Source organism: Cytobacillus stercorigallinarum, from assembly GCF_014836495.1.
In the GTDB taxonomy this organism is placed as follows: Bacteria; Bacillota; Bacilli; order Bacillales; family Cytobacillaceae; genus Cytobacillus; species Cytobacillus stercorigallinarum.
The window spans coordinates 99,182-121,022 of record NZ_JACSQT010000003.1 but is presented as its reverse complement, the minus strand read 5'-3'; the positions used below and the strand labels follow the sequence as shown (position 1 = coordinate 121,022).

Annotated in this window: 21 protein-coding genes; 19 read left to right on the top strand and 2 right to left on the bottom strand. The window is 39.1% G+C overall.

Features of this window, described 5'->3' with window-relative positions:
- Positions 1-90 precede the first annotated feature (90 nt).
- From uvrB to H9655_RS08460, 5 genes are all read left to right on the top strand, one after another.
- Complete coding sequence (uvrB, locus tag H9655_RS08480) at positions 91-2,070, top strand: excinuclease ABC subunit UvrB (protein ID WP_191812917.1); 1,980 nt, start codon at positions 91-93, stop codon at positions 2,068-2,070.
- Positions 2,071-2,079: 9 nt separating this feature from the next.
- Complete coding sequence (uvrA, locus tag H9655_RS08475; protein WP_191812915.1) at positions 2,080-4,959, top strand: excinuclease ABC subunit UvrA; 2,880 nt, start codon at positions 2,080-2,082, stop codon at positions 4,957-4,959.
- Between the two features lie 146 nt (positions 4,960-5,105).
- Positions 5,106-5,450, top strand: coding sequence for a hypothetical protein (locus H9655_RS08470; protein WP_095371868.1), 345 nt, complete (start codon positions 5,106-5,108; stop codon positions 5,448-5,450).
- A 442-nt stretch (positions 5,451-5,892) separates the two neighbouring features.
- Positions 5,893-7,002, top strand: coding sequence for a DUF4097 family beta strand repeat-containing protein (locus H9655_RS08465; protein WP_191812913.1), 1,110 nt, complete (start codon positions 5,893-5,895; stop codon positions 7,000-7,002).
- 18 nt (positions 7,003-7,020) lie between these two features.
- Entirely contained in the window at positions 7,021-7,365 is a 345-nt protein-coding gene (locus H9655_RS08460) for a phage holin family protein (RefSeq protein ID WP_191812911.1), read from the top strand.
- Positions 7,366-7,384: 19 nt separating this feature from the next.
- On the opposite strand, the gene H9655_RS08455 is transcribed toward H9655_RS08460, so the two are convergent.
- A complete protein-coding gene (locus H9655_RS08455) occupies positions 7,385-8,008 on the bottom strand; it encodes a TetR/AcrR family transcriptional regulator (RefSeq protein WP_191812909.1) in 624 nt (207 codons plus the stop codon).
- 157 nt (positions 8,009-8,165) lie between these two features.
- On the opposite strand from H9655_RS08455, the gene H9655_RS08450 reads away from it, so the two are divergent.
- Positions 8,166-8,948 carry an SDR family oxidoreductase gene (locus H9655_RS08450; RefSeq protein WP_191812907.1) on the top strand — a complete coding sequence of 261 codons (783 nt, stop codon included), beginning with the start codon at positions 8,166-8,168 and terminating at the stop codon, positions 8,946-8,948.
- A gap of 187 nt (positions 8,949-9,135) precedes the next feature.
- Here the strand turns inward: H9655_RS08450 and nagA are convergent, their stop codons facing one another.
- Positions 9,136-10,299, bottom strand: coding sequence for an N-acetylglucosamine-6-phosphate deacetylase (gene nagA / locus H9655_RS08445; RefSeq protein WP_191812904.1), 1,164 nt, complete (start codon positions 10,297-10,299; stop codon positions 9,136-9,138).
- 239 nt (positions 10,300-10,538) lie between these two features.
- Here nagA and hprK point away from each other — a divergent pair, with 239 nt between their 5' ends.
- The 13 genes from hprK (at position 10,539) to hisIE (ending at position 21,480) form a co-directional block, all read left to right on the top strand.
- Entirely contained in the window at positions 10,539-11,474 is a 936-nt protein-coding gene (gene hprK / locus H9655_RS08440; RefSeq protein WP_191812901.1) for an HPr(Ser) kinase/phosphatase, read from the top strand.
- 34 nt (positions 11,475-11,508) lie between these two features.
- Positions 11,509-12,345, top strand: a complete 837-nt coding sequence (lgt, locus tag H9655_RS08435) for a prolipoprotein diacylglyceryl transferase (protein ID WP_191812899.1) — start codon at positions 11,509-11,511, stop codon at positions 12,343-12,345.
- 27 nt (positions 12,346-12,372) lie between these two features.
- Positions 12,373-13,311 (top strand): nucleoside recognition domain-containing protein, encoded by a 939-nt coding sequence (locus H9655_RS08430; protein WP_191813464.1) that lies wholly within the window; start codon positions 12,373-12,375, stop codon positions 13,309-13,311.
- Positions 13,304-13,954, top strand: a complete 651-nt coding sequence (ppaX, locus tag H9655_RS08425; protein WP_191812896.1) for a pyrophosphatase PpaX — start codon at positions 13,304-13,306, stop codon at positions 13,952-13,954. The genes H9655_RS08430 and ppaX overlap by 8 nt, the downstream gene beginning before the upstream one ends.
- Complete coding sequence (locus tag H9655_RS08420; RefSeq protein ID WP_095371877.1) at positions 13,951-14,454, top strand: acyltransferase; 504 nt, start codon at positions 13,951-13,953, stop codon at positions 14,452-14,454. The genes ppaX and H9655_RS08420 overlap by 4 nt, the downstream gene beginning before the upstream one ends.
- A 577-nt stretch (positions 14,455-15,031) precedes the next feature.
- Positions 15,032-16,213: an ATP phosphoribosyltransferase regulatory subunit gene (locus tag H9655_RS08415; RefSeq protein WP_225230513.1), complete on the top strand. Its 1,182-nt coding sequence runs from the start codon at positions 15,032-15,034 to the stop codon at positions 16,211-16,213.
- Positions 16,210-16,854 (top strand): ATP phosphoribosyltransferase, encoded by a 645-nt coding sequence (hisG, locus tag H9655_RS08410; protein WP_095371879.1) that lies wholly within the window; start codon positions 16,210-16,212, stop codon positions 16,852-16,854. Before H9655_RS08415 ends, hisG begins: the two co-directional genes overlap by 4 nt.
- A gap of 2 nt (positions 16,855-16,856) precedes the next feature.
- Complete coding sequence (gene hisD / locus H9655_RS08405; RefSeq protein ID WP_191812894.1) at positions 16,857-18,146, top strand: histidinol dehydrogenase; 1,290 nt, start codon at positions 16,857-16,859, stop codon at positions 18,144-18,146.
- Positions 18,143-18,730, top strand: coding sequence for an imidazoleglycerol-phosphate dehydratase HisB (gene hisB, locus H9655_RS08400; protein ID WP_191812891.1), 588 nt, complete (start codon positions 18,143-18,145; stop codon positions 18,728-18,730). Before hisD ends, hisB begins: the two co-directional genes overlap by 4 nt.
- Positions 18,731-19,369 carry an imidazole glycerol phosphate synthase subunit HisH gene (gene hisH, locus H9655_RS08395; RefSeq protein WP_191812889.1) on the top strand — a complete coding sequence of 213 codons (639 nt, stop codon included), beginning with the start codon at positions 18,731-18,733 and terminating at the stop codon, positions 19,367-19,369. It begins immediately after the preceding gene.
- Complete coding sequence (gene hisA / locus H9655_RS08390; protein ID WP_191812887.1) at positions 19,366-20,097, top strand: 1-(5-phosphoribosyl)-5-[(5-phosphoribosylamino)methylideneamino]imidazole-4-carboxamide isomerase; 732 nt, start codon at positions 19,366-19,368, stop codon at positions 20,095-20,097. Before hisH ends, hisA begins: the two co-directional genes overlap by 4 nt.
- Positions 20,087-20,845: an imidazole glycerol phosphate synthase subunit HisF gene (gene hisF / locus H9655_RS08385; RefSeq protein ID WP_191812885.1), complete on the top strand. Its 759-nt coding sequence runs from the start codon at positions 20,087-20,089 to the stop codon at positions 20,843-20,845. Before hisA ends, hisF begins: the two co-directional genes overlap by 11 nt.
- Positions 20,842-21,480, top strand: coding sequence for a bifunctional phosphoribosyl-AMP cyclohydrolase/phosphoribosyl-ATP diphosphatase HisIE (gene hisIE / locus H9655_RS08380; RefSeq protein ID WP_191812884.1), 639 nt, complete (start codon positions 20,842-20,844; stop codon positions 21,478-21,480). The genes hisF and hisIE overlap by 4 nt, the downstream gene beginning before the upstream one ends.
- Positions 21,481-21,841 lie beyond the last annotated feature (361 nt).

Genomic DNA, 21,841 nt, shown 5'->3' with positions numbered 1-21,841 from the left:
AGAGAATTTGTGGTAGAATGAGGATATAGAAAATCGGAATGTAATAATGATTAAACATGCTTTACTTTTTACATAGAGGAGGTTTCTGATGTGGAACAAACATTTGAGTTAGTTTCAAAATATTCCCCACAGGGTGATCAACCTGCAGCGATTAAAGAGCTTGTAAATGGGATTCAAGAAGGGAAAAAGCATCAAACATTACTAGGTGCAACTGGAACTGGGAAAACGTTCACGGTTTCTAATGTCATTAAAGAAGTGAATAAGCCCACTTTAGTGATTGCTCATAATAAGACGTTAGCAGGACAATTATATAGTGAATTTAAAGAGTTCTTTCCTAATAATGCGGTGGAGTATTTTGTTAGTTACTATGACTATTATCAACCGGAAGCATATGTTCCATCCACTGATACATTTATTGAGAAAGATGCAAGTATTAATGATGAAATTGATAAGCTCCGCCATTCAGCTACCTCCTCATTATTTGAAAGAAACGATGTAATCATCATCGCTAGTGTTTCTTGTATCTATGGTTTAGGATCCCCGGAGGAATATAGAGAACTTGTTTTAAGCTTGAGAACGGGATTGGAAATTGAGCGCAATCAATTATTAAGGAAACTAGTCGACATACAATACGAGCGCAATGATATGAACTTTATACGTGGGACATTTCGTGTACGTGGTGATGTTGTAGAGATATTCCCTGCTTCGAAAGATGAGCATTGTTTACGTGTAGAGTTTTTTGGAGATGAAATTGATCGGATTCGTGAAGTCGATGCTTTGACCGGTGAAATTTTAGGTGACCGTGATCATGTAGCCATATTCCCGGCATCTCACTTCGTTACGCGAGAAGAAAAAATGCGTGTAGCCGTCGAAAATATTGAAAAAGAATTAGAAGAAAGACTGGCTAACTTACATGAAGAAGGACATTTATTACAAGCGCAACGTTTAGAACAAAGAACACGATATGATCTAGAAATGATGAGAGAGATGGGTTTTTGTTCAGGGATTGAAAACTACTCCCGCCATTTAACTCTTCGTCCGGCTGGTTCGACTCCCTATACTTTACTTGACTACTTTCCAAAGGACTTCTTACTTGTTATTGATGAATCTCATGTGACATTGCCGCAAATAAGAGGGATGTATAATGGTGACCAAGCTCGTAAGAATGTGTTAGTAGAACATGGTTTTCGTCTTCCTTCGGCAATGGATAACCGTCCTCTTACTTTTTCTGAGTTTGAAGATCATATTAACCAGATCGTATATGTATCTGCAACTCCAGGTCCATATGAATTAGAACACACGCCTGAAATGATTGAACAAATCATTAGACCTACAGGACTGTTAGATCCGATTATTGATGTCCGACCGATAGAGGGTCAAATTGATGATTTAATTGGTGAAATTAATGACAGAATTGAGAAAAATGAACGTGTACTCATAACAACTTTAACGAAAAAAATGTCTGAGGATTTAACGGATTATTTAAAGGAAATTGGTATGAAGGTTCAATACCTACATTCCGAAGTAAAAACCCTTGAGCGAATTGAGATTATTAGGGAGCTTCGTATGGGTACCTATGATGTGTTAATAGGTATTAATTTATTGCGAGAAGGGCTTGATATTCCGGAAGTATCACTCGTAGCGATACTTGATGCCGACAAAGAAGGATTTTTACGTTCAGAACGTTCACTGATTCAAACGATTGGGCGGGCTGCTCGTAATGCGAATGGTCAAGTAATCATGTATGCGGACCGAATGACAGACTCGATGACAAAGGCTATAAGCGAAACGGAACGCCGTCGTAGCATCCAAGAAGACTACAACACAAAACATGGTATCACGCCACAGACAATACAAAAAGAAATTCGTGATGTGATTAGAGCGACACAAGCTGCGGAAACGCCAGAAGAGTATAATAGTGCTGATAAATTAAGTCAATTAAATAAAAAAGAACGTCAAAAATTAATAGCGGATATGGAGAAAGAGATGAAGACTGCAGCGAAGGATTTAAATTTCGAACGTGCGGCAGAGCTTCGTGATCTAATTCTTGAACTGAAGGCGGAAGGATGATGAACGGAAATGGCAATGGAGAAATTGATTGTTAAAGGTGCGAGGGCACATAATTTAAAAAATATCGATGTTTCAATCCCAAGGGATAAACTTGTTGTTCTAACGGGGTTATCAGGATCGGGAAAATCATCCTTAGCTTTTGATACGATTTATGCAGAAGGACAGCGCCGTTATGTTGAATCCCTCTCTGCCTATGCAAGACAGTTCTTAGGACAAATGGATAAGCCCGATGTGGATACGATTGAAGGTTTATCCCCTGCGATTTCTATCGACCAAAAGACAACAAGTAAAAACCCACGATCAACGGTAGGAACTGTGACAGAAATCTATGATTATTTGCGTCTGTTATTTGCGAGAGTAGGACACCCAACCTGCCCTAACCATAATATTGAAATTTCTTCTCAAACCGTTGAACAAATGGTAGATCGTATTATGGAATATCCGGAAAGAACACGCTTGCAAGTACTCGGACCTGTTGTGTCTGGTAGAAAAGGAACACATGTAAAGGTATTGGAAGAGGTAAAGAAACAAGGGTTTGTTCGTGTTCGGGTTGATGGCGAAATGCTCGATTTAGGAGAAGAAATCGAGCTTGAGAAAAATAAAAAACATTCTATTGAAGTCGTCATTGACAGAATTGTAGTGAAGGAGGGCGTGGAAGCCAGATTAGCTGACTCGCTCGAAACAGCACTGAAAATGGGCGAAGGAAAAGTCATAGTTGATGTGATTGGGGAAGAGGAATTATTATTTAGCGAAAACCATGCTTGTCCTATTTGTGGTTTTTCAATTGGAGAACTTGAGCCGAGAATGTTTTCGTTTAATAGTCCTTTCGGTGCCTGTCCCGATTGTGACGGCTTAGGGGTAAAGCTAGAAGTAGATCCAGATTTAGTAATCCCTAATAAAGATCTCACGTTGAAGCAGCATGCGATTGCACCTTGGGAACCGAATAGCTCACAATACTACCCCCAACTTTTGGAAGCAGTATGTACGCACTATGGCATTGATATGGATATCTCCGTATCAGCTATTCCAGATGAACAACTAGATAAGATCCTTTATGGTTCGGGTAGAGAAAAAATTTATTTTAAATATGAAAATGATTATGGTCAAGTGCGTGAATCCCATATTGTCTTTGAAGGTGTTATGAATAATATCAAGAGAAGATATAAGGAGACGAGCTCTGATTATATCCGTGAACAGATGGAGAAGTACATGGGGGAACATAAATGTCCTACTTGTAAAGGCTACCGTCTTAAGAAAGAAAGCTTGGCAGTCTTGATTGATGGTCATCATGTGGGGAAACTTACAGATTTATCTATTGAGGAAGCTTATGACTTTTTTGGCCAATTGCACTTATCAGAAAAAGAAATGAAAATCGCTACTTTGATCATGAGAGAAATTAAAGAACGTCTTGGATTTCTTATTAATGTTGGCTTGGATTATTTAACGCTCAGTCGGGCTGCTGGTACTCTCTCAGGTGGGGAAGCTCAACGTATTCGTTTAGCCACCCAAATTGGTTCACGGCTGACTGGAGTGTTGTATATTCTTGATGAACCTTCTATCGGATTACATCAAAGGGATAATGACCGCTTAATCGAAACATTAAAGAACATGCGTGATATCGGTAATACGTTAATTGTGGTCGAGCATGATGAAGATACGATGCTTGCTGCGGATTATTTAATTGATGTGGGTCCAGGTGCAGGGGTGCACGGTGGTGAAATTGTTTCCAAAGGTACACCAGAAGAAGTTATGAAAGATGATTACTCTTTAACCGGTCAATATTTATCAGGGAAAAAATTTATCCCTCTGCCGATAGAAAGAAGAAAAGGTGACGGTCGTTTTATTGAGATCAAAGGAGCTAAAGAGAATAACTTGAAGAATGTGAACGTCAAGTTCCCTCTTGGTACATTCACGGCTGTAACCGGTGTCTCAGGCTCAGGGAAGAGTACGTTAATCAATGAGATTCTCCATAAAAGCTTAGCGCAAAAACTACATCGAGCGAAAAGTAAGCCTGGTGCACATAAGGAAGTGAAAGGAATTGATCAATTAGACAAAGTTATTGATATTGATCAATCACCTATTGGAAGAACGCCACGTTCTAATCCAGCTACCTATACAGGCGTATTCGATGACATTCGTGATGTGTATGCCTCTACAAATGAAGCGAAAGTAAGAGGCTATAAAAAAGGGCGCTTTAGTTTTAACGTCAAAGGTGGCCGATGTGAAGCCTGTCGTGGAGATGGAATCATTAAAATTGAAATGCATTTTCTTCCTGATGTATATGTGCCATGTGAAGTCTGCCATGGAAAACGATATAATCGCGAGACGTTAGAAGTAAAATATAAAGGGAAGAGCATTGCAGAGATCTTAGAAATGACCGTGGAAGATGCACTTACTTTCTTTGAAAATATCCCTAAAATTCGTCGTAAGTTGCAAACAATCTATGATGTCGGATTGAGTTATGTTAAATTGGGCCAACCAGCGACAACCTTATCAGGTGGGGAAGCGCAAAGGGTAAAGCTTGCTTCTGAGCTACATCGTCGTTCTAATGGGAAATCATTTTACATTTTAGACGAACCGACAACGGGCTTGCATGTCGATGATATTGCTCGTTTACTTAATGTGTTACAGCGTCTTGTTGAAAATGGAGATACTGTACTCGTGATTGAACATAATTTAGATGTAATTAAAGCTGCTGACCATTTAATTGATTTAGGTCCTGAAGGTGGACTTAAAGGGGGAACAATCCTAGCTACAGGTACCCCTGAAGTGATTGCAGAAACGGCCGAGTCTTATACAGGGAAATATTTAAAACCGATTCTTGAACGTGATCGCAAGAGAATGAAAGTGCAAATTGAGGATAAAGAAGCAAGTGTAACTAATGCCTAAAGTTTTAATAGGAAATACCACGGGTCTATCGGCTCGTGGTATTTTCTATTAAAAAAGATAAAGTTTTGTAACTCTATAGCAAAAGGGATGTAACTATCCTTCGTTATAATCATAGTATTATATGGGGAGAGGGTGACTATACAGTTATGGAAGATTATTTAGCTAAATCATTAGAGGAATGGAAAGAAGATATCTCTGAAGTGCTTAGTCAAATTAATGAGGAATATGATCAAATTAAGCTTGAGCTAAAACTTTACTCCTATAAATATGGAATTACTAAACAAGTCATTCAATCTACAGTCAATGATGAGATTATTGAAAGTATAAGAGAACGTTATCACCGTCCGTTTGAAGAGAAGTATAATGACTTAAAAGAACATGCAAAAGATTTAGAAGAAAAAAGAAAAGTATTTCAAATGTTTGTTAACAAGATTGATGAGGTTAAGCGTAAGGAATCTCCTCGCACAACTGACTTGGCGGCCTATCAATAAATCATTATAGTTACATAGGTTAAAGCAGGTCCTAGGTCATAAATAGACAGGACCTGTTTGGATTTCGCAAATTTGTTAGGAACGATGATCATACGGAGTTATTAACTTAACGGCTTCAACCCTTCATTTTACCGATACCTCAGGAAACGAACCTTCATATCTAGACCTCATGACATAAATCCCAGTCAGACTTGAGACTGGTTTTTTTATTTAAGTGAAACTTTTGCCCCTTCCTATCGTACAATTGATTATAGAAAAATCGAAGTATAAGCGTAATTTTCGCTGATTGGGGGTAAAAATGAAATATAACCAACTTTCATTTTTCAATACTAATCATGCTGGAGATTGTCCTAAGCATACTTATTAGATATTAATACTTATTTAGCCTAAGATAAAAAGGATAATAGGGCATAGACAAAATGAACCTTATGGAGGGAATAGAATGAAGGAAGAAAGAAAACGCATTTTAAAAATGGTGGAGGATGGAAAATTATCGGTTGAAGAAGCTTTAACTTTATTAGAGAAACTAGAAAAAGCCGAAGATACGGCCGAGCAAAAGCAAGAAGAAATTATTAAAGAATTATCTACAGCAGTCAAATTTGAAGAAGAGAAAAAAGAAGAACCCTTTAATTATAAATTTAATTCAGCAAAAGATAAGATCATTGATTTTGTCGACTCTGCATTTAAAAAGATTAAAGATGTCGATTTAGACTTTAACTTCGGACAGTCACATAGTTTATCACATATTTTCCATCAATCTGACGGTGCCTTTAATGAAATTGAAGTAGATATTGCTAACGGAGCCATCAAAGTTGTACCGTGGTCACAGACTGATGTAAGGGCAGAGTGTGAAGTAAAAGTGTATCGTGCAGAATCTCAAGATGAGGCTCGAAAAAAGTTCTTGGAGGATACTGTATTTACCATTTCAGATGATAAGCTGAAGTTCTCTACGCAACAAAAGTGGATAAAGTTAGATGCGGTACTATATGTACCTGAGAAGGAGTATAATAAATTAAAACTTCGTACCTTCAATGGACCGATTGAAAGTGAAAAGCTACATGCGAAAAACTTTAAGGCGAAAACGGCAAACGGTAAAATTACAGCAAAACAATTACATGGTAAGCATGCAGAGTTAGAAACCGTTCATGGGAAAATTCATGTTGAAAATGGTACGGTGGATATAATTGAAGCAGAGACGATAAACGGTGCTGTTCATGTAGATGGAGATTATGAGAGAGTGAATGCACACTCATTTAATGGGAATGTGGCTTGCGCTGTTGAGGGTTCACGTTGCGAATCGATTGAAGCAAAAGCAACAACAGGAAATGTAGAAGTAACGCTTCCACCATTAGAAGTAAGTGGAGAACTAAAAACGAATTTAGGAAGTTTTGATATTCATATTGAGGGAATTGAGATATTAGAGGAAAAAAGTGATGTGATTCAGAAGGTTCTTCGTTTCCGCTCAATCAAAGAGCCTCAAGGCGGTCTAAGATTAAATGCGGATACAAAAACAGGGTCTGTCACAGTAAAAAAATCTAGCTCAGTTTTGTAATGGAAAGGTGTCTTATGTATGAAATGGTTAATTGGTATTGTCATTAATGCTGTATTATTTATTGCTTTATCAGGCTTTATAGGAGATTCTTTTTATTTATCAGGTTTTGGATCTGCTTTATTAGCTAGTTTTATTCTATCCATTCTCAATATAATTGTTAGACCGATATTTATTTTACTGACATTGCCAATTACGGTCATTTCGTTAGGGTTATTCTTATTTGTTATCAATGCAGTAACCTTGATGATTACGAGTGGATTAATGGGAGATACATTTGAGATTGCCGGCTTTGGCACAGCTATTCTGGTGGCAATTATTATGTCTGTAGCAAATTTGATTATACAAAAGGTTCTCTGGGATTAAGCAAAAACACACCACCTTTTTAAATGGGAGGTGTGTTTTTACTTTTAGTTGCAATTGAAAACTCTTTAGCAAATGAATGTAATATTTGAATCAAGCGTAGACTCATGTCATCAGGGCTGACATCATAACCATTTTCAATCCAATTGACAATTAGTCCAGCCGTACCGTGAGCCATATAGAGTTTATGGACTGAGTAGTTAATATCTAGTTGATTAATTGCTGATAAGATAAAGCTCTCTTCCAATACTTCATAAATTGCTTTCGGTAGATCTCGGTGCAATCCAGGGATGGTATCGTTTTTTAATAAGAGATTGAAATAAGCTTGCTCTGAGTATATGAAGTGTGTTAGTTCAAATGATTTTGGGTCCATCTCGGTAATACTGATGGCTTTGCCTTTTTCATATTTATTCATGCTTTTTTCTTTTACTTGTTCGAACATTTCCCTTTGTAATTCTTGCGCTAGGCATTGCTTATCTTGAAAATGAAGATAAAACGTCGTGCGATTATAATCGGCGCGTTTAATAATGTCCGTCACTGTTACATGGCTATAACCTTTTTCATGGATAAGCTCAATGAAAGCTTTTTTGAAAGATAGTTTAGTGCGCTCACTTTGCTTAGAAATAATATTTTTATACTCAACCAATGTATTTTTCCTCCTAAAATAAACACATTATAGTAATGTGTAGATTCTATCGACAGATTCAAAAAAATTACTGATTGTTGCTAAATATGAATCCGTTTACACTAAAAGAGAAGTTGTGAAAATAGTACCACAACGCATGTGAAAGGGGTAGTTTTATATGAATCGTTTTGAAGATAAAGTCGTTATTATTACAGGTGGGGGATCTGGACTTGGTAGAGCGGCAGCAAAACAAGTAGCGGTAGAAGGCGGTAAACTTGTTTTAGTAGATCTAAATGCAAAAGGCTTAGAGGAAAGTAAACAAGAATTACTTACAGTAGCACCTCAAGCAGAAATAGAAACAATCGAAGCGAACGTAGCGAATGAAGAAGATGTAAAAAAATACGTGGCGTTTACTGTTGAGAAATTCGGTAAAATCGATGGCTTCTTTAATAATGCAGGTATTGAAGGGAAACAAAACTTAACAGAAGACTTCGGTATCGAAGAATTCCAACGTGTAGTTGATATTAACTTAAACGGTGTATTCTATGGTATGAAGCATGTGTTAAAAGTAATGAAAGAACAAGGTCAAGGTTCAATTGTTAATACCGCATCTGTTGGGGGAATCCGTGGAGTTGGTAATCAATCAGGATATGCTGCAAGTAAACATGGTGTAGTAGGCTTAACAAGAAACTCTGGAATCGAATATGGCCAATTTGGTGTTAGTATTAAAGCGATCGCTCCTGGTGCGATTTTGACGCCAATGGTTGAAGGATCATTAAAACAAATGGGCGGAGATAATTGGGAAGAAGCTGGAAAAGAATTTGTTAGCGTCAATCCAATGAAACGCTTTGGTAAACCAGAGGAAGTCGGATACCTTGTCGCATTCTTATTATCAAACCAAGCAGACTTCATTAATGCAACGGTTGTACCAATCGATGGTGGACAATCTTACAAATATTAATATTAATGGTGATTGGAGCAGGGAGATGAGACATCTTCCTGCTTTTTTGAGTTTTTAATGTCATCACACGATTGTGTTTCACGATCAGTTTAAGTGTAGCCGTTCAAATATCTCGTTAATTACAAAAGAGGTGCACAGCCTAGCTATTAAAGCGATAATATGGTTTGCGGAAACAGAATAGACTCTCTTAACTAAACATCCTTTCACCTTTACAAAAGGTGTCTATTACATTTAATTCCCTGTCTAAAATCACTAAATCAGCTTCTTTGCCACGATCGATACTACCAATACAATGAAAGTGTCCGATTTTTTTTGCTGGGTTGACGGTAGCCATGTGGATGGCTTCGTGCAAGGCGATACCAGTGAAATGTCTGATATTTTTAATCGCGTCATTCATCTTTAGTATACTTCCGGCAAGCGTTCCATCTACTAATGTTGCCACACCTGATTGCAAATGAACCGTTTGCCCACCTAATTCATAATCCCCATCTTCCATATGCTTTGCCCTCATACTGTCAGTGATTAATATCAGGTTTTGATAGCCTTTAACCTTTAACAGCAGTTGAATCATTTCTGGGCTAATATGTCGACCATCAGCAATGATTTCGGCAGTAAAGGAATCAAGCAAAAGTGCGGCACCTGCTGTCCCAATTTCACGGTGATGTATGCCAAGCATACCATTGAATAGGTGAGTCATATGAGAGACGCCGTAAGAATGAACGGTTTCGACTTGTTCATAAGTAGCTTCTGAATGCCCAATTGATGGAATGGCTCCATCAGCAATTATTTGATGTAATAACTTTTGGTTAGGATCCATCTCGGGTGCATACGTAACAAGCTTGATTCGATTTTGGGCGAGAGATTGCCAGTAGGAAAATAATTCGGGATTGGGCTCTTGTATATCTCCTTTTGGCTGTGCACCTGCCTGATGACGATTGATAAAAGGTCCTTCTAGATGAATGCCAAGTATTTTTGCCCCTTTATAGGAATGGAAATGGGCGATATTTTCAATGGCCTGACTTATTTTTTTGGTTGGGGAAGTAATGGTAGTTGCTAAAAAACTTGTTGTTCCTTCTTTAGGTAATATTTGTGACAGGGTCTTTAAGGCAGTTGCTGTACCATCCATCACATCCGCACTAGCCACACCGTGTATATGGAGATCAATAAAACCAGGACTAATATATCTCCTGTTTTTTAAATCATAGATTTTATCGTAGCAAGTAGTCGGTGGACATGAAGCCATTTCACCGAAATCTTCAATCAGGTGTCCAGTCGTTGTCAGATAACAGTTTGATAATACGCAATGTGGAAAAATAATATCAGCATTTATAAAAAGGGTCTTCTTATCCATTCGCTTCATCCCTTCTTTTGTTCATTGTATTGATTAGTCATTCTCTCCATTTATTTCGTTTCAGTGTATAATAAACAACGAGAGTCGACAATGGTATGGAACTGTTTATTTTCGTATACAAGGGCAGTTTCAATATAAAGGCGTTTGGTTCTCGTGTAAAAAGTGCTAAAATAAAGAGCGTATCAGATGAGAATGGATGAAAGAAGAATAGATAACTACAGGATAAGGAGGGGACAAGAGTGGCAAAGGTTCGCACAAAGGATGTTATCGAAAAATTCGGGTTAGAATTACTAAGCGGTGAAGAAGGTATTAACCGTCCGATTGTTACGAGTGATATTTCTCGACCAGGTCTAGAATTGGCTGGCTATTTTGATTATTTTCCGGCAGAACGTATACAATTATTAGGAAAGACAGAACTATCATTTGCTGAAAAACTAAATGATGAAGAGAGAGAAGCAAGACTGGAGATGTTATGTTCAGACATCACTCCAGCAATCATTATTACGAGAGAGCTAGAAGTACCAGAAGAATTACTTGAAGCGGCTGAAAGAGAAGCTGTGCCGATTTTAAGAACTAAGCAAAAAACAACGCGTTTTTCTAGTCTTTTGACGAATTTCCTAGAAAGTAAGTTAGCCCCTACGACGGCCATTCATGGGGTGTTAGTCGATATATATGGTGTGGGAGTCCTGATTACTGGAAAGAGTGGTGTCGGTAAGAGTGAGACGGCATTAGAACTTGTCAAAAGAGGGCATCGCTTAGTGGCGGATGATTGTGTAGAAATTAGACAAGAGGATGAGGACACATTAGTCGGTAGTGCGCCAGAACTCATTGAGCATTTATTAGAAATTCGCGGACTCGGTATTATTAATGTCATGACCTTGTTTGGGGCAGGTGCCATTCGCCGATTTAAAAAGATTTCCCTCGTAATGGACTTAGAAATATGGGATGCGCAAAAGCAGTATGATCGTTTAGGGTTAGAAGAAGAAAAGATGAAGATTATTGATACGGAGTTAAATAAAATGACCATTCCTGTTCGCCCAGGTCGAAACTTAGCGGTCATTATTGAGGTAGCAGCAATGAACTTTAGATTAAAACGTATGGGTGTAAATGCAGCAGAGCAATTTACCAATCGTTTAACGGATGTAATTGAAGATGGCGATCATGAAGATCGTTAAGTTTTATTAATACATAATTAAAGGAGATATGACTATGTTGTTAACAGTGGCGCCAATTGACCCGGTTGCCTTTAGTTTAGGGCCATTGTCTGTAAGATGGTATGGCCTGATCATCGGTATCGGCATTGCACTCGGTCTTATTTTGGCGATGAGAGAGTCAGACAAAAGAGGACTCGGTAAGGATTTATTTGCTGATTTATTGTTGTGGGCTATTCCTATTTCAATTATTTGTGCAAGGATTTATTATGTGATTTTTGAGTGGGATTACTATTCTCAGTATCCAGGCGAAATCATTAAAATTTGGAACGGGGGCATCGCCATTCACGGTGCATTAATCGGAGCAGTGATCACTGCGATTATTTTTGCGAAGAAGCGTGGTGTATCCTTTTGGCAATTAGCGGATATTGCTGCACCAAGTATCATCCTAGGCCAAGCAATTGGACGTTGGGGGAACTTCGTCAATCAAGAGGCACACGGTAGTGAAGTAAGTCGACAATTCTTAGAAAACATGCATCTACCAGAATTTATTATTAATGGGATGTACATTAACGGGGCTTATTATCATCCGACATTTTTATATGAATCACTTTGGAATTTCGCTGGATTTGCACTTCTACTCCTACTAAGACGTGCAAATTTAAAAAGAGGGGAACTATTCCTTAGCTACGTTATTTGGTACTCTATCGGTAGATACTTTATCGAGGGGATGAGAACTGATAGTTTAATGGTGACTGAAATGTTAAGAGCAGCGCAAATGCTTTCGATTATATTAATTGTTGGAGCTATCGCCATTATTATATATAGAAGAGTAAGTGGGACGGCAAAAGAGAGGTATTTAGATCCACCACAGAAAAAAGCGAAAGCAAAGTAAGGGTCAACAGAGGGGGAGTAGCAGGTGATACATTCTGTAAAGGCAGGATTAAAGGTTGGTTTTAAAACGACTTGGACATTGGGGAAAATTATCTTTCCTGTTACGTTAATTGTTGCATTATTGCAGCATACGCCAGTTTTACCGTGGGTGATTGAATTAATTGCACCAATTATGGGGATATTTGGTCTATCGGGGGATGCGGCCATTCCTTTAGTTTTAGGAAACTTCTTAAATGTTTATGCTGGTATTGGTGCGATTCTCACGTTGGATTTAACGGTAAAAGAAGTATTTATACTAGCGGTCATGCTCTCGTTTTCTCATAACTTACTGATTGAAACAAGTGTAGCCATGAAAGTAGGCGTTAAACTATGGATTGTGCTCGCTGTTCGACTCGGTTTAGCTTTTCTATCGGGGATTATTATTAATCTCGTTTGGAATGGCGGTTCAGAGATGGCAGAGTATGGTTTTGTTGGAGCAAGCGAAGAAACGATTGAAGGCATATGGCCAATTGTATGGAATGCAGTAGAAAAAGCAGGTCTCGGTATTTTTCAATTGGCGATCATTGTAATTCCATTAATGGTAATCGTACAGATTATGAAAGACCGTAAATGGCTTGCAGTATTTTCTAAATGGATGGCTCCATTAACAAGAAAGCTAGGGATGAGAGAAAATACATCGACAACTTTAGCATCAGGATTATTGTTTGGCTTAGCATTTGGAGCCGGTGTGATGATTCAAGCAGTAGAAGAGGATGGCGTTAGTCAAAAAGATGTCACTTTAGCGTTTATTTTCTTAGTAGCTTGTCATGCGGTTGTTGAGGATACTCTTATCTTTATACCTTTAGGAATACCTGTGTTACCCCTTCTTCTTATTCGCGTCGTAGTCGCTGTGATTTTAACAATGATTGTCGGGATGATTTGGAGGAAGCTTGAAGCAACACCGAGAAAGGAAGAGTATTATGGCTAAAATTGATACAATATTATTCGATTTAGATGGAACGTTAATAGATACGAATGAACTAATTATCTCTTCATTTTTGCATACATTAAATCATTATTATCCAGATAGCTATCAGCGTCAGGATGTACTACCTTTTATGGGTCCAACATTAGTCGAGACATTTACATCAATTGATAGTGACCGTGCGGATGAGATGGTTCATATGTATCGTACATTTAATAAAGAAAACCATGATGCATTAGTGAAAGAGTTTTCAGGCGTGTATGAGACGGTCCGCACACTAAAGGAATCGGGTTATAAATTGGGCATCGTAACAACAAAGATGCTAGACGTTGTTGAAAAGGGTTTACGCTTAACAAAGCTGGATGAATTTTTTGAAGTGATTGTTGCCCTTGATCATGTAGAAAAGCCGAAACCGGATGCTGAGCCTGTTTTAAAAGCATTATCACTATTGGACTCAGAACCACATGAAGCCATCATGATTGGTGATAATCATCATGATATTATAGGTGGCAGAAATGCGGGGACGGTGACAGCAGGTGTTGCTTGGTCAAGTAAAGGAAGGGATCATCTTCTTCAATTCGATCCTGACTATATGTTAGAGACAATGCCGGATTTATTAACAATCTTAGAGGAATTGAACAGATGAGGAGAACCGAACGCTATCCTGTTGAAGGAGCGAACTCCCTTTGGCATGTGTATAAAACGGTCCCTTTTTTGAAAGTAGTAAAGAACTTTGTTGTGATTCAGCTGGCACGCTATACCCCGTTCTTAGGGATGAAAAGCTGGCTTTATCGTACCTTTTTACGGATGAAAATCGGTGAACAGACGTCATTTGCGCTTATGGTAATGCTCGATGTCATGTTCCCAGAGAAAATCAGTGTGGGGCGCAATAGTGTGATTGGATACAATACTACTATTTTAGCCCATGAATATTTGATTAAAGAATATCGCCTGGGAACTGTAGAAATCGGTAACGAAGTCATGATTGGTGCCAACTGCACGATACTTCCAGGAATAGTAATCGGAGATGGTGCGATTGTTTCCGCTGGTACACTTGTACATAAAGACGTACCCGCTGGTGCTTTCGTCGGTGGTAACCCAATGCAAATCATATTTACAAAAGAAGAAATGGAACAACGGTCATAAGCATCTGCTAACTTCGCTTTCGAAAAGAAAGTGGATAGCGGATGTTTTTTTGTTACGGATGATGGTAACAAGAAAAAAAGACTACAGTACGTAAAAAGATTTTTACGGAGAGATTCAGCACCAAGGTGCCATCCATCACATGACATGAAGATTCACCAGTTTCGTGAGGTCGATCGAAGCTGAGAGCAACGCAAAAGGGAAATTCCTACTGACCGTTTAGATTATCGTAAATAAGGACCTGATTCTCTCGTCCCCTTTTTTAGCAATGAAACGAGCTTTTGCACTCCTCCTGTTTTATTTTCTCACACCTGCCCCTCTAAAGATAAGGACGTCGAACAAAAGTAGAACCAGAACCCTCCATTATCGTAAACGCCCTAAAGTTGTGATATGCCAACAGGCGGAATCTTTACATCCCCCATTAGAATATTTTATATTACATCCCTTTGTTGTGGATTTCTTTCATTTTTCTCAAAATTAAGTGTTTAGGGTTGACGTTTAAAGGTGAGAAGCGTACACTACTAAGTAACTTCAATTTATTAGCATGGTAGCGAACTAAAGTAAAAATGAGGTGAACGGGTTGAGTCGGTTATTTATGTTTGAAAAGCCTTTAGGCATGAGGGATACATTGCCTAATCTATATATGATGAAAGAAGAAGTACGGTTGACAATGGCCAATGAAATGAAACGCTGGGGCTATCAATTTATTGAAACTCCTACGTTGGAATATTACGAGACAGTTGGTACAGCTTCAGCTATTCTCGATACACAATTGTTTAAACTGCTGGATCATGAGGGACATACACTTGTACTAAGACCAGATATGACAGCCCCTATTGCTCGTGTGGCTGCGTCTAAGTTATTAAAGGAAAAGTTGCCACAGCGTTTAGCTTATTCAGCTAATGTGTTTCGGGCACAACAGCGAGAAGGTGGACGGCCGGCAGAATTTGAGCAAATCGGTGTCGAATGTATTGGTGATCCAACAGTTAGTGCGGATGGAGAGTGCTTAGGATTAATATCCTCCGCTCTAATGAAAACAGGATTGGAGCAGTTCCAGATTTCCGTTGGTCATATTGCCTTTGTAAGGAGTTTTTTCCAAGAGATACTCGGTACAGATGAAAGAGTGGAGCAATTGATGCGATTCCTCTATGAGAAAAATTATGTTGGTTATCGTGTACATGTAGATCAGCTATCATTGTCATCTATTGATAAACAAAGGTTAAAACAGTTTCTAAAATTAAGAGGCGGACCAGAAGTCATTAAGGAAGCAGAAGACTTATTAGAGTGCAACGCAGGCGTTGAAGCGTTAAATGAATTGAAAACCTTATGGGGAATTATAGCTGACTATCAACAGGATGCCCTCATAAAATTAGACCTAACATTAGTCAGTCATATGAGTTATTACACAGGTATTGTTTATGAAGTGTATGCAGGTAATGTTGGTTTTCCAATTGGCAGCGGTGGGCGGTATGATTTATTACTAGAAAAGTTTGGGAAAGCCAAAAGTGCAACTGGCTTTGCCATTCGATTAGATCATTTACTTGAATCGTTAGACAAACCATTTGAACAACCACCTCTTTCCTGTATTGTGTTTAGTTTAGAAAGAAGGAAAGAAGCTTTTATGTTAGCTGAACAGCAACGACTTGAAGGGAAGAAAGTCGTTTTGCAAGATATTAATGGCGTAGAAGATATTGATGCTTGTTCAGCACTTTATGAAGATATCACTTATTTAGTTGGTAAACAGAAGGAGGGATCGCGATGAAGGATTGGTTAACAGTTGCGATGCCAAAAGGAAGAATTTTTACTGAGGCAGTGGAGATGTTGAGAATGGCTGGCTTCGAGTTGCCTCCTGAATTCGATGATTCGCGGAAATTAATTATCGATGTACCTGAAGAGTGTTTCCGCTTTATTTTAGCTAAACCGATGGATGTGCCCACATATGTGGAATATGGTGTTGCCGATCTTGGAATAGCCGGGAAAGATGTCATGCTTGAAGAAGAACGTGATGTATATGAATTGCTTGATCTACAGATTAGTGCTTGCTATTTAGCAGTTGCTGGCTTGCCTCATACGCAAATGAATGATGTCGCACCGAAAATCGCTACGAAATACCCGAATGTAGCAGCAGCGTATTTCCGTGAACAAGGCGAGCAAGTCGAGATTATTAAATTGAACGGTTCGATTGAATTGGCACCGCTTATTGGTTTAGCTGATCGGATTGTTGACATTGTTTCTACAGGAAGAACCTTAAAAGAAAATGGATTAATAGAATATGAAGACATCGTCAATATTACATCAAGGCTCATCGTCAATCCGGTTAGTTACCGCATGAAAGACGCACGTATAAGTGATGTGGTTGAGAGACTGACAGAAGTGATCGAGCAGGAAAAGGTGGTTAAGTAAAGGTGGACATATTAAAAGTAACAAACGACCTTTCTATTAAGCGCTCCATAGACGGTGGTACAGAAGAACAAAGGCAAACAGTAAAGGAAATCATAGCAGCTGTACGTCAAGAAGGTGATCAAGCGGTCATTCGTTATACAGAAAAATTTGATGGGATTCTATTAGATGATTATCAAGTGAAAGCAGCAGAAATAGACCAAGCTTATAAAGAATTATCTAAAGAAACCATTTCAATTATAAAAGAAGCAGCAGAAAATATAAGAAACTATCATATGAAGCAATTGCAAAATTCATGGATGACGACTGAAGTCGATGGCACCTTGCTCGGACAAAAAATAACGCCGCTAGATTCTGTTGGTGTATACGTGCCTGGTGGGAAAGCTGCTTATCCATCTTCTGTGTTAATGAATGTTTTGCCGGCAAAAGTAGCAGGAGTAGAAAGAATTGTGATGGTTTCTCCTGTAGAGCGCAAAACAGGAAAAATACCAGCTGCTGTCCTTGTTGCAGCGAATATTGCCGGGGTAACAGATATATATAAAGTAGGTGGAGCTCAAGCGGTAGCTGCACTTGCCTATGGTACAGAGACAATCGCACCAGTGGATAAAATAACAGGCCCAGGTAATATTTACGTCGCATTGGCGAAGAGAGAAGTGTATGGTGAGGTCGATATCGATATGATTGCTGGACCAAGTGAAATTGCTATTCTTGCTGATGACTCAGCAATTCCAACTGAAGTAGCAGCAGACTTATTATCACAAGCAGAACATGATGAAATGGCTTGTAGCATCCTTGTTACGAATAGCGAACAACTCGCTAACGAAGTTGCCATCGAGGTGGAAGAACAGTTAGCTACTCTACCAAAATACGATATTGCCAGCCACTCGATTCAACAATTTGGTCGTATTTATGTGACAGAGACGATAGAAGAATCGATAGCAGTGATTAATACAATTGCTCCTGAACATTTGGAGGTTTTAACAGTCAATCCATTATCACTTTTAGGAGCTATCCGCCATGCAGGTGCAATATTCTTAGGTAGATATAGCCCTGAGCCTGTTGGTGATTATTTTGCTGGTCCTAATCATGTCTTACCAACTAACGGTACAGCACGATTTTCAAGCCCACTGAATGTAGATGATTTTCGCAAAAAATCGAGCATTATTTACTACAGTGAAAGTAGATTTACAGCAAATGCGGGAAAAATCGCTTCATTTGCGAGACTAGAAGGTTTAGAGGCTCATGCAAGAGCGATTGAAAAAAGACTCCAAAGTGAAAGGAAAGAAGGGAAATGACGAGAACGGCTGAGTTGCTAAGAAAGACAAATGAAACTGAAATTCAACTATCCCTCAATATTGATGGAGAAGGAACAAGTGATTTGGAGACAGGCGTTCCTTTTATGACACATATGCTTGATTTATTTGCTAAGCATGGGCAATTTGATTTAACGATCGATGCAAAAGGTGATGTCGAAATTGATGATCACCATACGACGGAGGATATAGGGATTTGTCTCGGACAGGCATTGCGAGAGGGTCTCGGTGACAAAAGAGGGATTAAAAGATACGGCAATGCCTTTGTTCCGATGGATGAAGCACTAGCGCAAGTGGTTGTCGACTTAAGTAATCGACCACATTTAGAAATGCGGGCTACTTTCCCTAATCAAAAGGTAGGTACATTTGATACCGAACTAGTGCATGAATTCTTATGGAAATTCGCACTCGAGGCGAGAATGAATCTTCATGTAATCGTTCACTATGGTCAGAATACCCATCATATGATTGAAGCAGTATTTAAAGCACTTGGTCGAGCCTTGGATGAAGCAACAACGGTTGATCCAAGAATAAAAGGTATTCCTTCCACGAAAGGGATGTTATAAATGATTGCGATCATTGATTATGGTATGGGTAATTTATTCAGTGTGAGTAAAGCACTGGAAAGGTTAGGCGAACCTTATTGTATTACAAATAATAAGAATGAGATCCTTTCAGCCGATGGTGTGATTGTCCCTGGAGTTGGAGCAATCAGTGATGCCATGCGACTTTTAAATGAAACGGGTATGGCAGATGTTCTCAAAGACTATGCGGCTAGTGGTAAACCAATATTAGGTATTTGTCTAGGGATGCAATTACTGTTTGAAGCAAGTGAAGAAAACGGTGGATGCCGTGGACTAGGATTGCTTCCTGGAACGGTTGTGAAAATTCCTGGTGTAACAATTCAAGGTGAAAAATATAAAGTCCCACATATGGGCTGGAACTTATTACAGTTACGACGACAATCACCGATTTTAAAGAATGTCGAAGAGGGGTTTGCTTATTTTGTTCATTCTTATTATGTAACAACAGAAAACGAAGAAATTATTTTGGCAGATAGCTTATATGATGTTAGTGTCCCAGCAGTTGTAGGAAGAAATAATGTATTTGGTACTCAATTTCATCCGGAGAAAAGCAGTATGACTGGCATGGAAATATTAAAAAACTTTACAGTGCTTGTATCAGAAAGGGTGAGTGTAAAATGAGTCTAACCATCTATCCTGCGATTGATATGCGGGGAGGGAAATGTGTCCGGTTATTACAAGGCGACTACGATAAGGAAACGGTATACGGAGACTCTCCTTTTGATATGGCAAAAACCTTTGTAGAAGATGGGGCTAGCTGGGTGCATATGGTGGACCTCGACGGGGCGAAATCCGGTAAGCCGGTGAACGATCGTTATGTCATTCAAGCAGCAAAGAAGTTAAATGCGCATATCCAAATTGGTGGCGGTATTCGAACCGAGGAAGATATACATTTCTATCTAGATGCTGGGGTATCTAGAGTAATTATCGGCAGTGTAGCCATTTCAAACCCTCAATTTGCGATTGAAATGATTAGGAAGTATAAAGAGCGTATTGTCATTGGTTTAGATGCTAAAGACGGTTTTGTGGCAACAAATGGCTGGTTGAATACATCACAAGCAACAGCTGTTGTGGTAAGTAAACAATTCGCTGACGTCGGTTGCGAAACGTTTATTTTTACAGATATTGCAACAGATGGTACGTTATCTGGCCCGAATATTGACGCAACTGTTCAATTAGCACAAGCAACAGGAAAAGAGGTCATTGCTTCAGGTGGAGTCAGTTCTCTTGCTGATTTACAATGCATTGATCAAGCGGGGATTCCTGGTGCTATTGTAGGTAAAGCCATATATGAGAGACGTTTTACCGTGAAGGAAGCATTGGAAGGGGTGTCTTTTCGTGCTTACTAAACGAATTATTCCTTGTCTCGATGTAAAAGAAGGAAGGGTCGTAAAAGGTATCCAATTTGTTCAATTAAGAGATGCAGGTGACCCAGTGGAATTAGCACGTTTTTATGACGAGCAAGGAGCAGATGAGCTTGTATTTCTTGATATTTCTGCTTCACATGAGGGAAGAAAAACAATGGTTGATGTTGTTCAAGCAGTAGCGGCGGAACTAGCCATTCCATTTACAGTGGGTGGTGGTATTCATACACTTGATGATATGAAAAAGATTCTTCGTGCCGGTGCAGATAAAGTCTCACTAAATACAGCAGCTGTCAATCGGCCAGAGTTGATTACTGAAGGTGCAGATTTCTTTGGGGCACAGTGTATGGTTGTAGCTGTAGATGCCAAGTACGATGAAGATTGCGCTACATGGGTAGTGTATACACATGGTGGAAGAGTAAAAACAGATTGGAAAGTACTTGATTGGGTAAAAGAAGCCGTGCGAAGAGGTGCGGGTGAAATTCTTCTCACAAGCATGGACTGTGATGGTGAAAAGAAAGGCTTTGATATTGCCTTAACGAAAGCTGTAAGTACGGCAGTAACCGTTCCTGTCATTGCTTCAGGTGGAGCAGGTGGAGCTAGTCATTTTTCTGATATATTCCTTGATGGTAAAGCAGATGCTGCCCTCGCTGCTTCTATTTTTCATTATAAAGAAACTTCTGTCGCAGAAGTGAAGGCATATATAAAAGATAAGGGAGTGTATGTAAGATGATTGATCAAGTGCAATTCAATGATCAAGGCCTTGTGCCAGCAATTATTCAAGATAGTGAAACGAAAGAAGTCTTAACACTTGCGTACATGAATAAAGAATCTTTAGCAAAGACGATTGAAACAGGGGAAACTTGGTTGTTCAGCCGTTCACGTAATGAACTTTGGCATAAAGGTGAAACCAGTGGTCACACGCAAAAGGTAGTAGAAATGAAGTGGGATTGTGATCAGGATGCCATTTTAGTGCAAGTATTACCAAACGGTGTAGCTTGTCATAAAGGCGAAGTTAGCTGTTTTCATGAAACGATTTATACCGAGGAAGAAAAAAGCATTGCTGCAGATTATCAAATTCTTAAAAGGTTGGAAGAGGTAATAGCTGAGCGTGAACACGCCCGTCCCGATGGAGCTTATACGACCTATTTATTCGATAGTGGCATCGACAAAATATTGAAGAAAGTGGGCGAGGAATCAGCAGAAGTAATCATTGCTGCTAAAAATCGTGATCGAGAAGAACTTAAATGGGAATCTGCTGATTTACTCTATCATTTAATGGTGCTTTTACGTGAACAAGAACTGCCTTTTGCAGAAGTATTAAATGTCTTGAAGAAAAGACATGAAGAGAAAAAGCCAGTTTCATAAACGGTTGAATGGGACGATTTCTGTGGAATAGAAATCGTCTTTTGGTGCGCCTGCATAAGGTTAGTAGAAACGACTAGATGTGAAAAAGGGAATAGGTGGGCAAGAGTGTAGGAAGTGTATCGGTAAAGTGAGCAAATAGGTAATGCCCCCACAAGAGTGTAGGAAGAGAGCAGTAAGAGTGGGCAAATGGGTAATGCCCCCATAAGAGTGTAGGAAGTGAACCGGAAGAGTGGGCAAATGGGAAATGCCCCCACAAGAGTGTAGGAAGAGAGCAGGAAGTGTAGGCAAATAGGTAATGCCCCCACAAGAGTGTAGGAAGAGAGCAGTAAGAGTGGGCAAATGGGTAATGCCCCCATAAGAG

What these genes read in the sequence shown, in the direction of transcription:
- uvrA (WP_191812915.1), top strand. Translation starts at nt 2,080, where the DNA reads ATGGCAATGGAGAAATTGATTGTTAAAGGTGCGAGGGCACATAATTTA.
- H9655_RS08470 (WP_095371868.1), top strand. Translation starts at nt 5,106, where the DNA reads ATGGAAGATTATTTAGCTAAATCATTAGAGGAATGGAAAGAAGATATC.
- H9655_RS08465 (WP_191812913.1), top strand. Translation starts at nt 5,893, where the DNA reads ATGAAGGAAGAAAGAAAACGCATTTTAAAAATGGTGGAGGATGGAAAA.
- H9655_RS08460 (WP_191812911.1), top strand. Translation starts at nt 7,021, where the DNA reads ATGAAATGGTTAATTGGTATTGTCATTAATGCTGTATTATTTATTGCT.
- H9655_RS08450 (WP_191812907.1), top strand. Translation starts at nt 8,166, where the DNA reads ATGAATCGTTTTGAAGATAAAGTCGTTATTATTACAGGTGGGGGATCT.
- nagA (WP_191812904.1), bottom strand. Translation starts at nt 10,299, where the DNA reads ATGGATAAGAAGACCCTTTTTATAAATGCTGATATTATTTTTCCACAT.
- lgt (WP_191812899.1), top strand. Translation starts at nt 11,509, where the DNA reads ATGTTGTTAACAGTGGCGCCAATTGACCCGGTTGCCTTTAGTTTAGGG.
- ppaX (WP_191812896.1), top strand. Translation starts at nt 13,304, where the DNA reads ATGGCTAAAATTGATACAATATTATTCGATTTAGATGGAACGTTAATA.
- H9655_RS08420 (WP_095371877.1), top strand. Translation starts at nt 13,951, where the DNA reads ATGAGGAGAACCGAACGCTATCCTGTTGAAGGAGCGAACTCCCTTTGG.
- hisG (WP_095371879.1), top strand. Translation starts at nt 16,210, where the DNA reads ATGAAGGATTGGTTAACAGTTGCGATGCCAAAAGGAAGAATTTTTACT.
- hisB (WP_191812891.1), top strand. Translation starts at nt 18,143, where the DNA reads ATGACGAGAACGGCTGAGTTGCTAAGAAAGACAAATGAAACTGAAATT.
- hisH (WP_191812889.1), top strand. Translation starts at nt 18,731, where the DNA reads ATGATTGCGATCATTGATTATGGTATGGGTAATTTATTCAGTGTGAGT.
- hisA (WP_191812887.1), top strand. Translation starts at nt 19,366, where the DNA reads ATGAGTCTAACCATCTATCCTGCGATTGATATGCGGGGAGGGAAATGT.
- hisIE (WP_191812884.1), top strand. Translation starts at nt 20,842, where the DNA reads ATGATTGATCAAGTGCAATTCAATGATCAAGGCCTTGTGCCAGCAATT.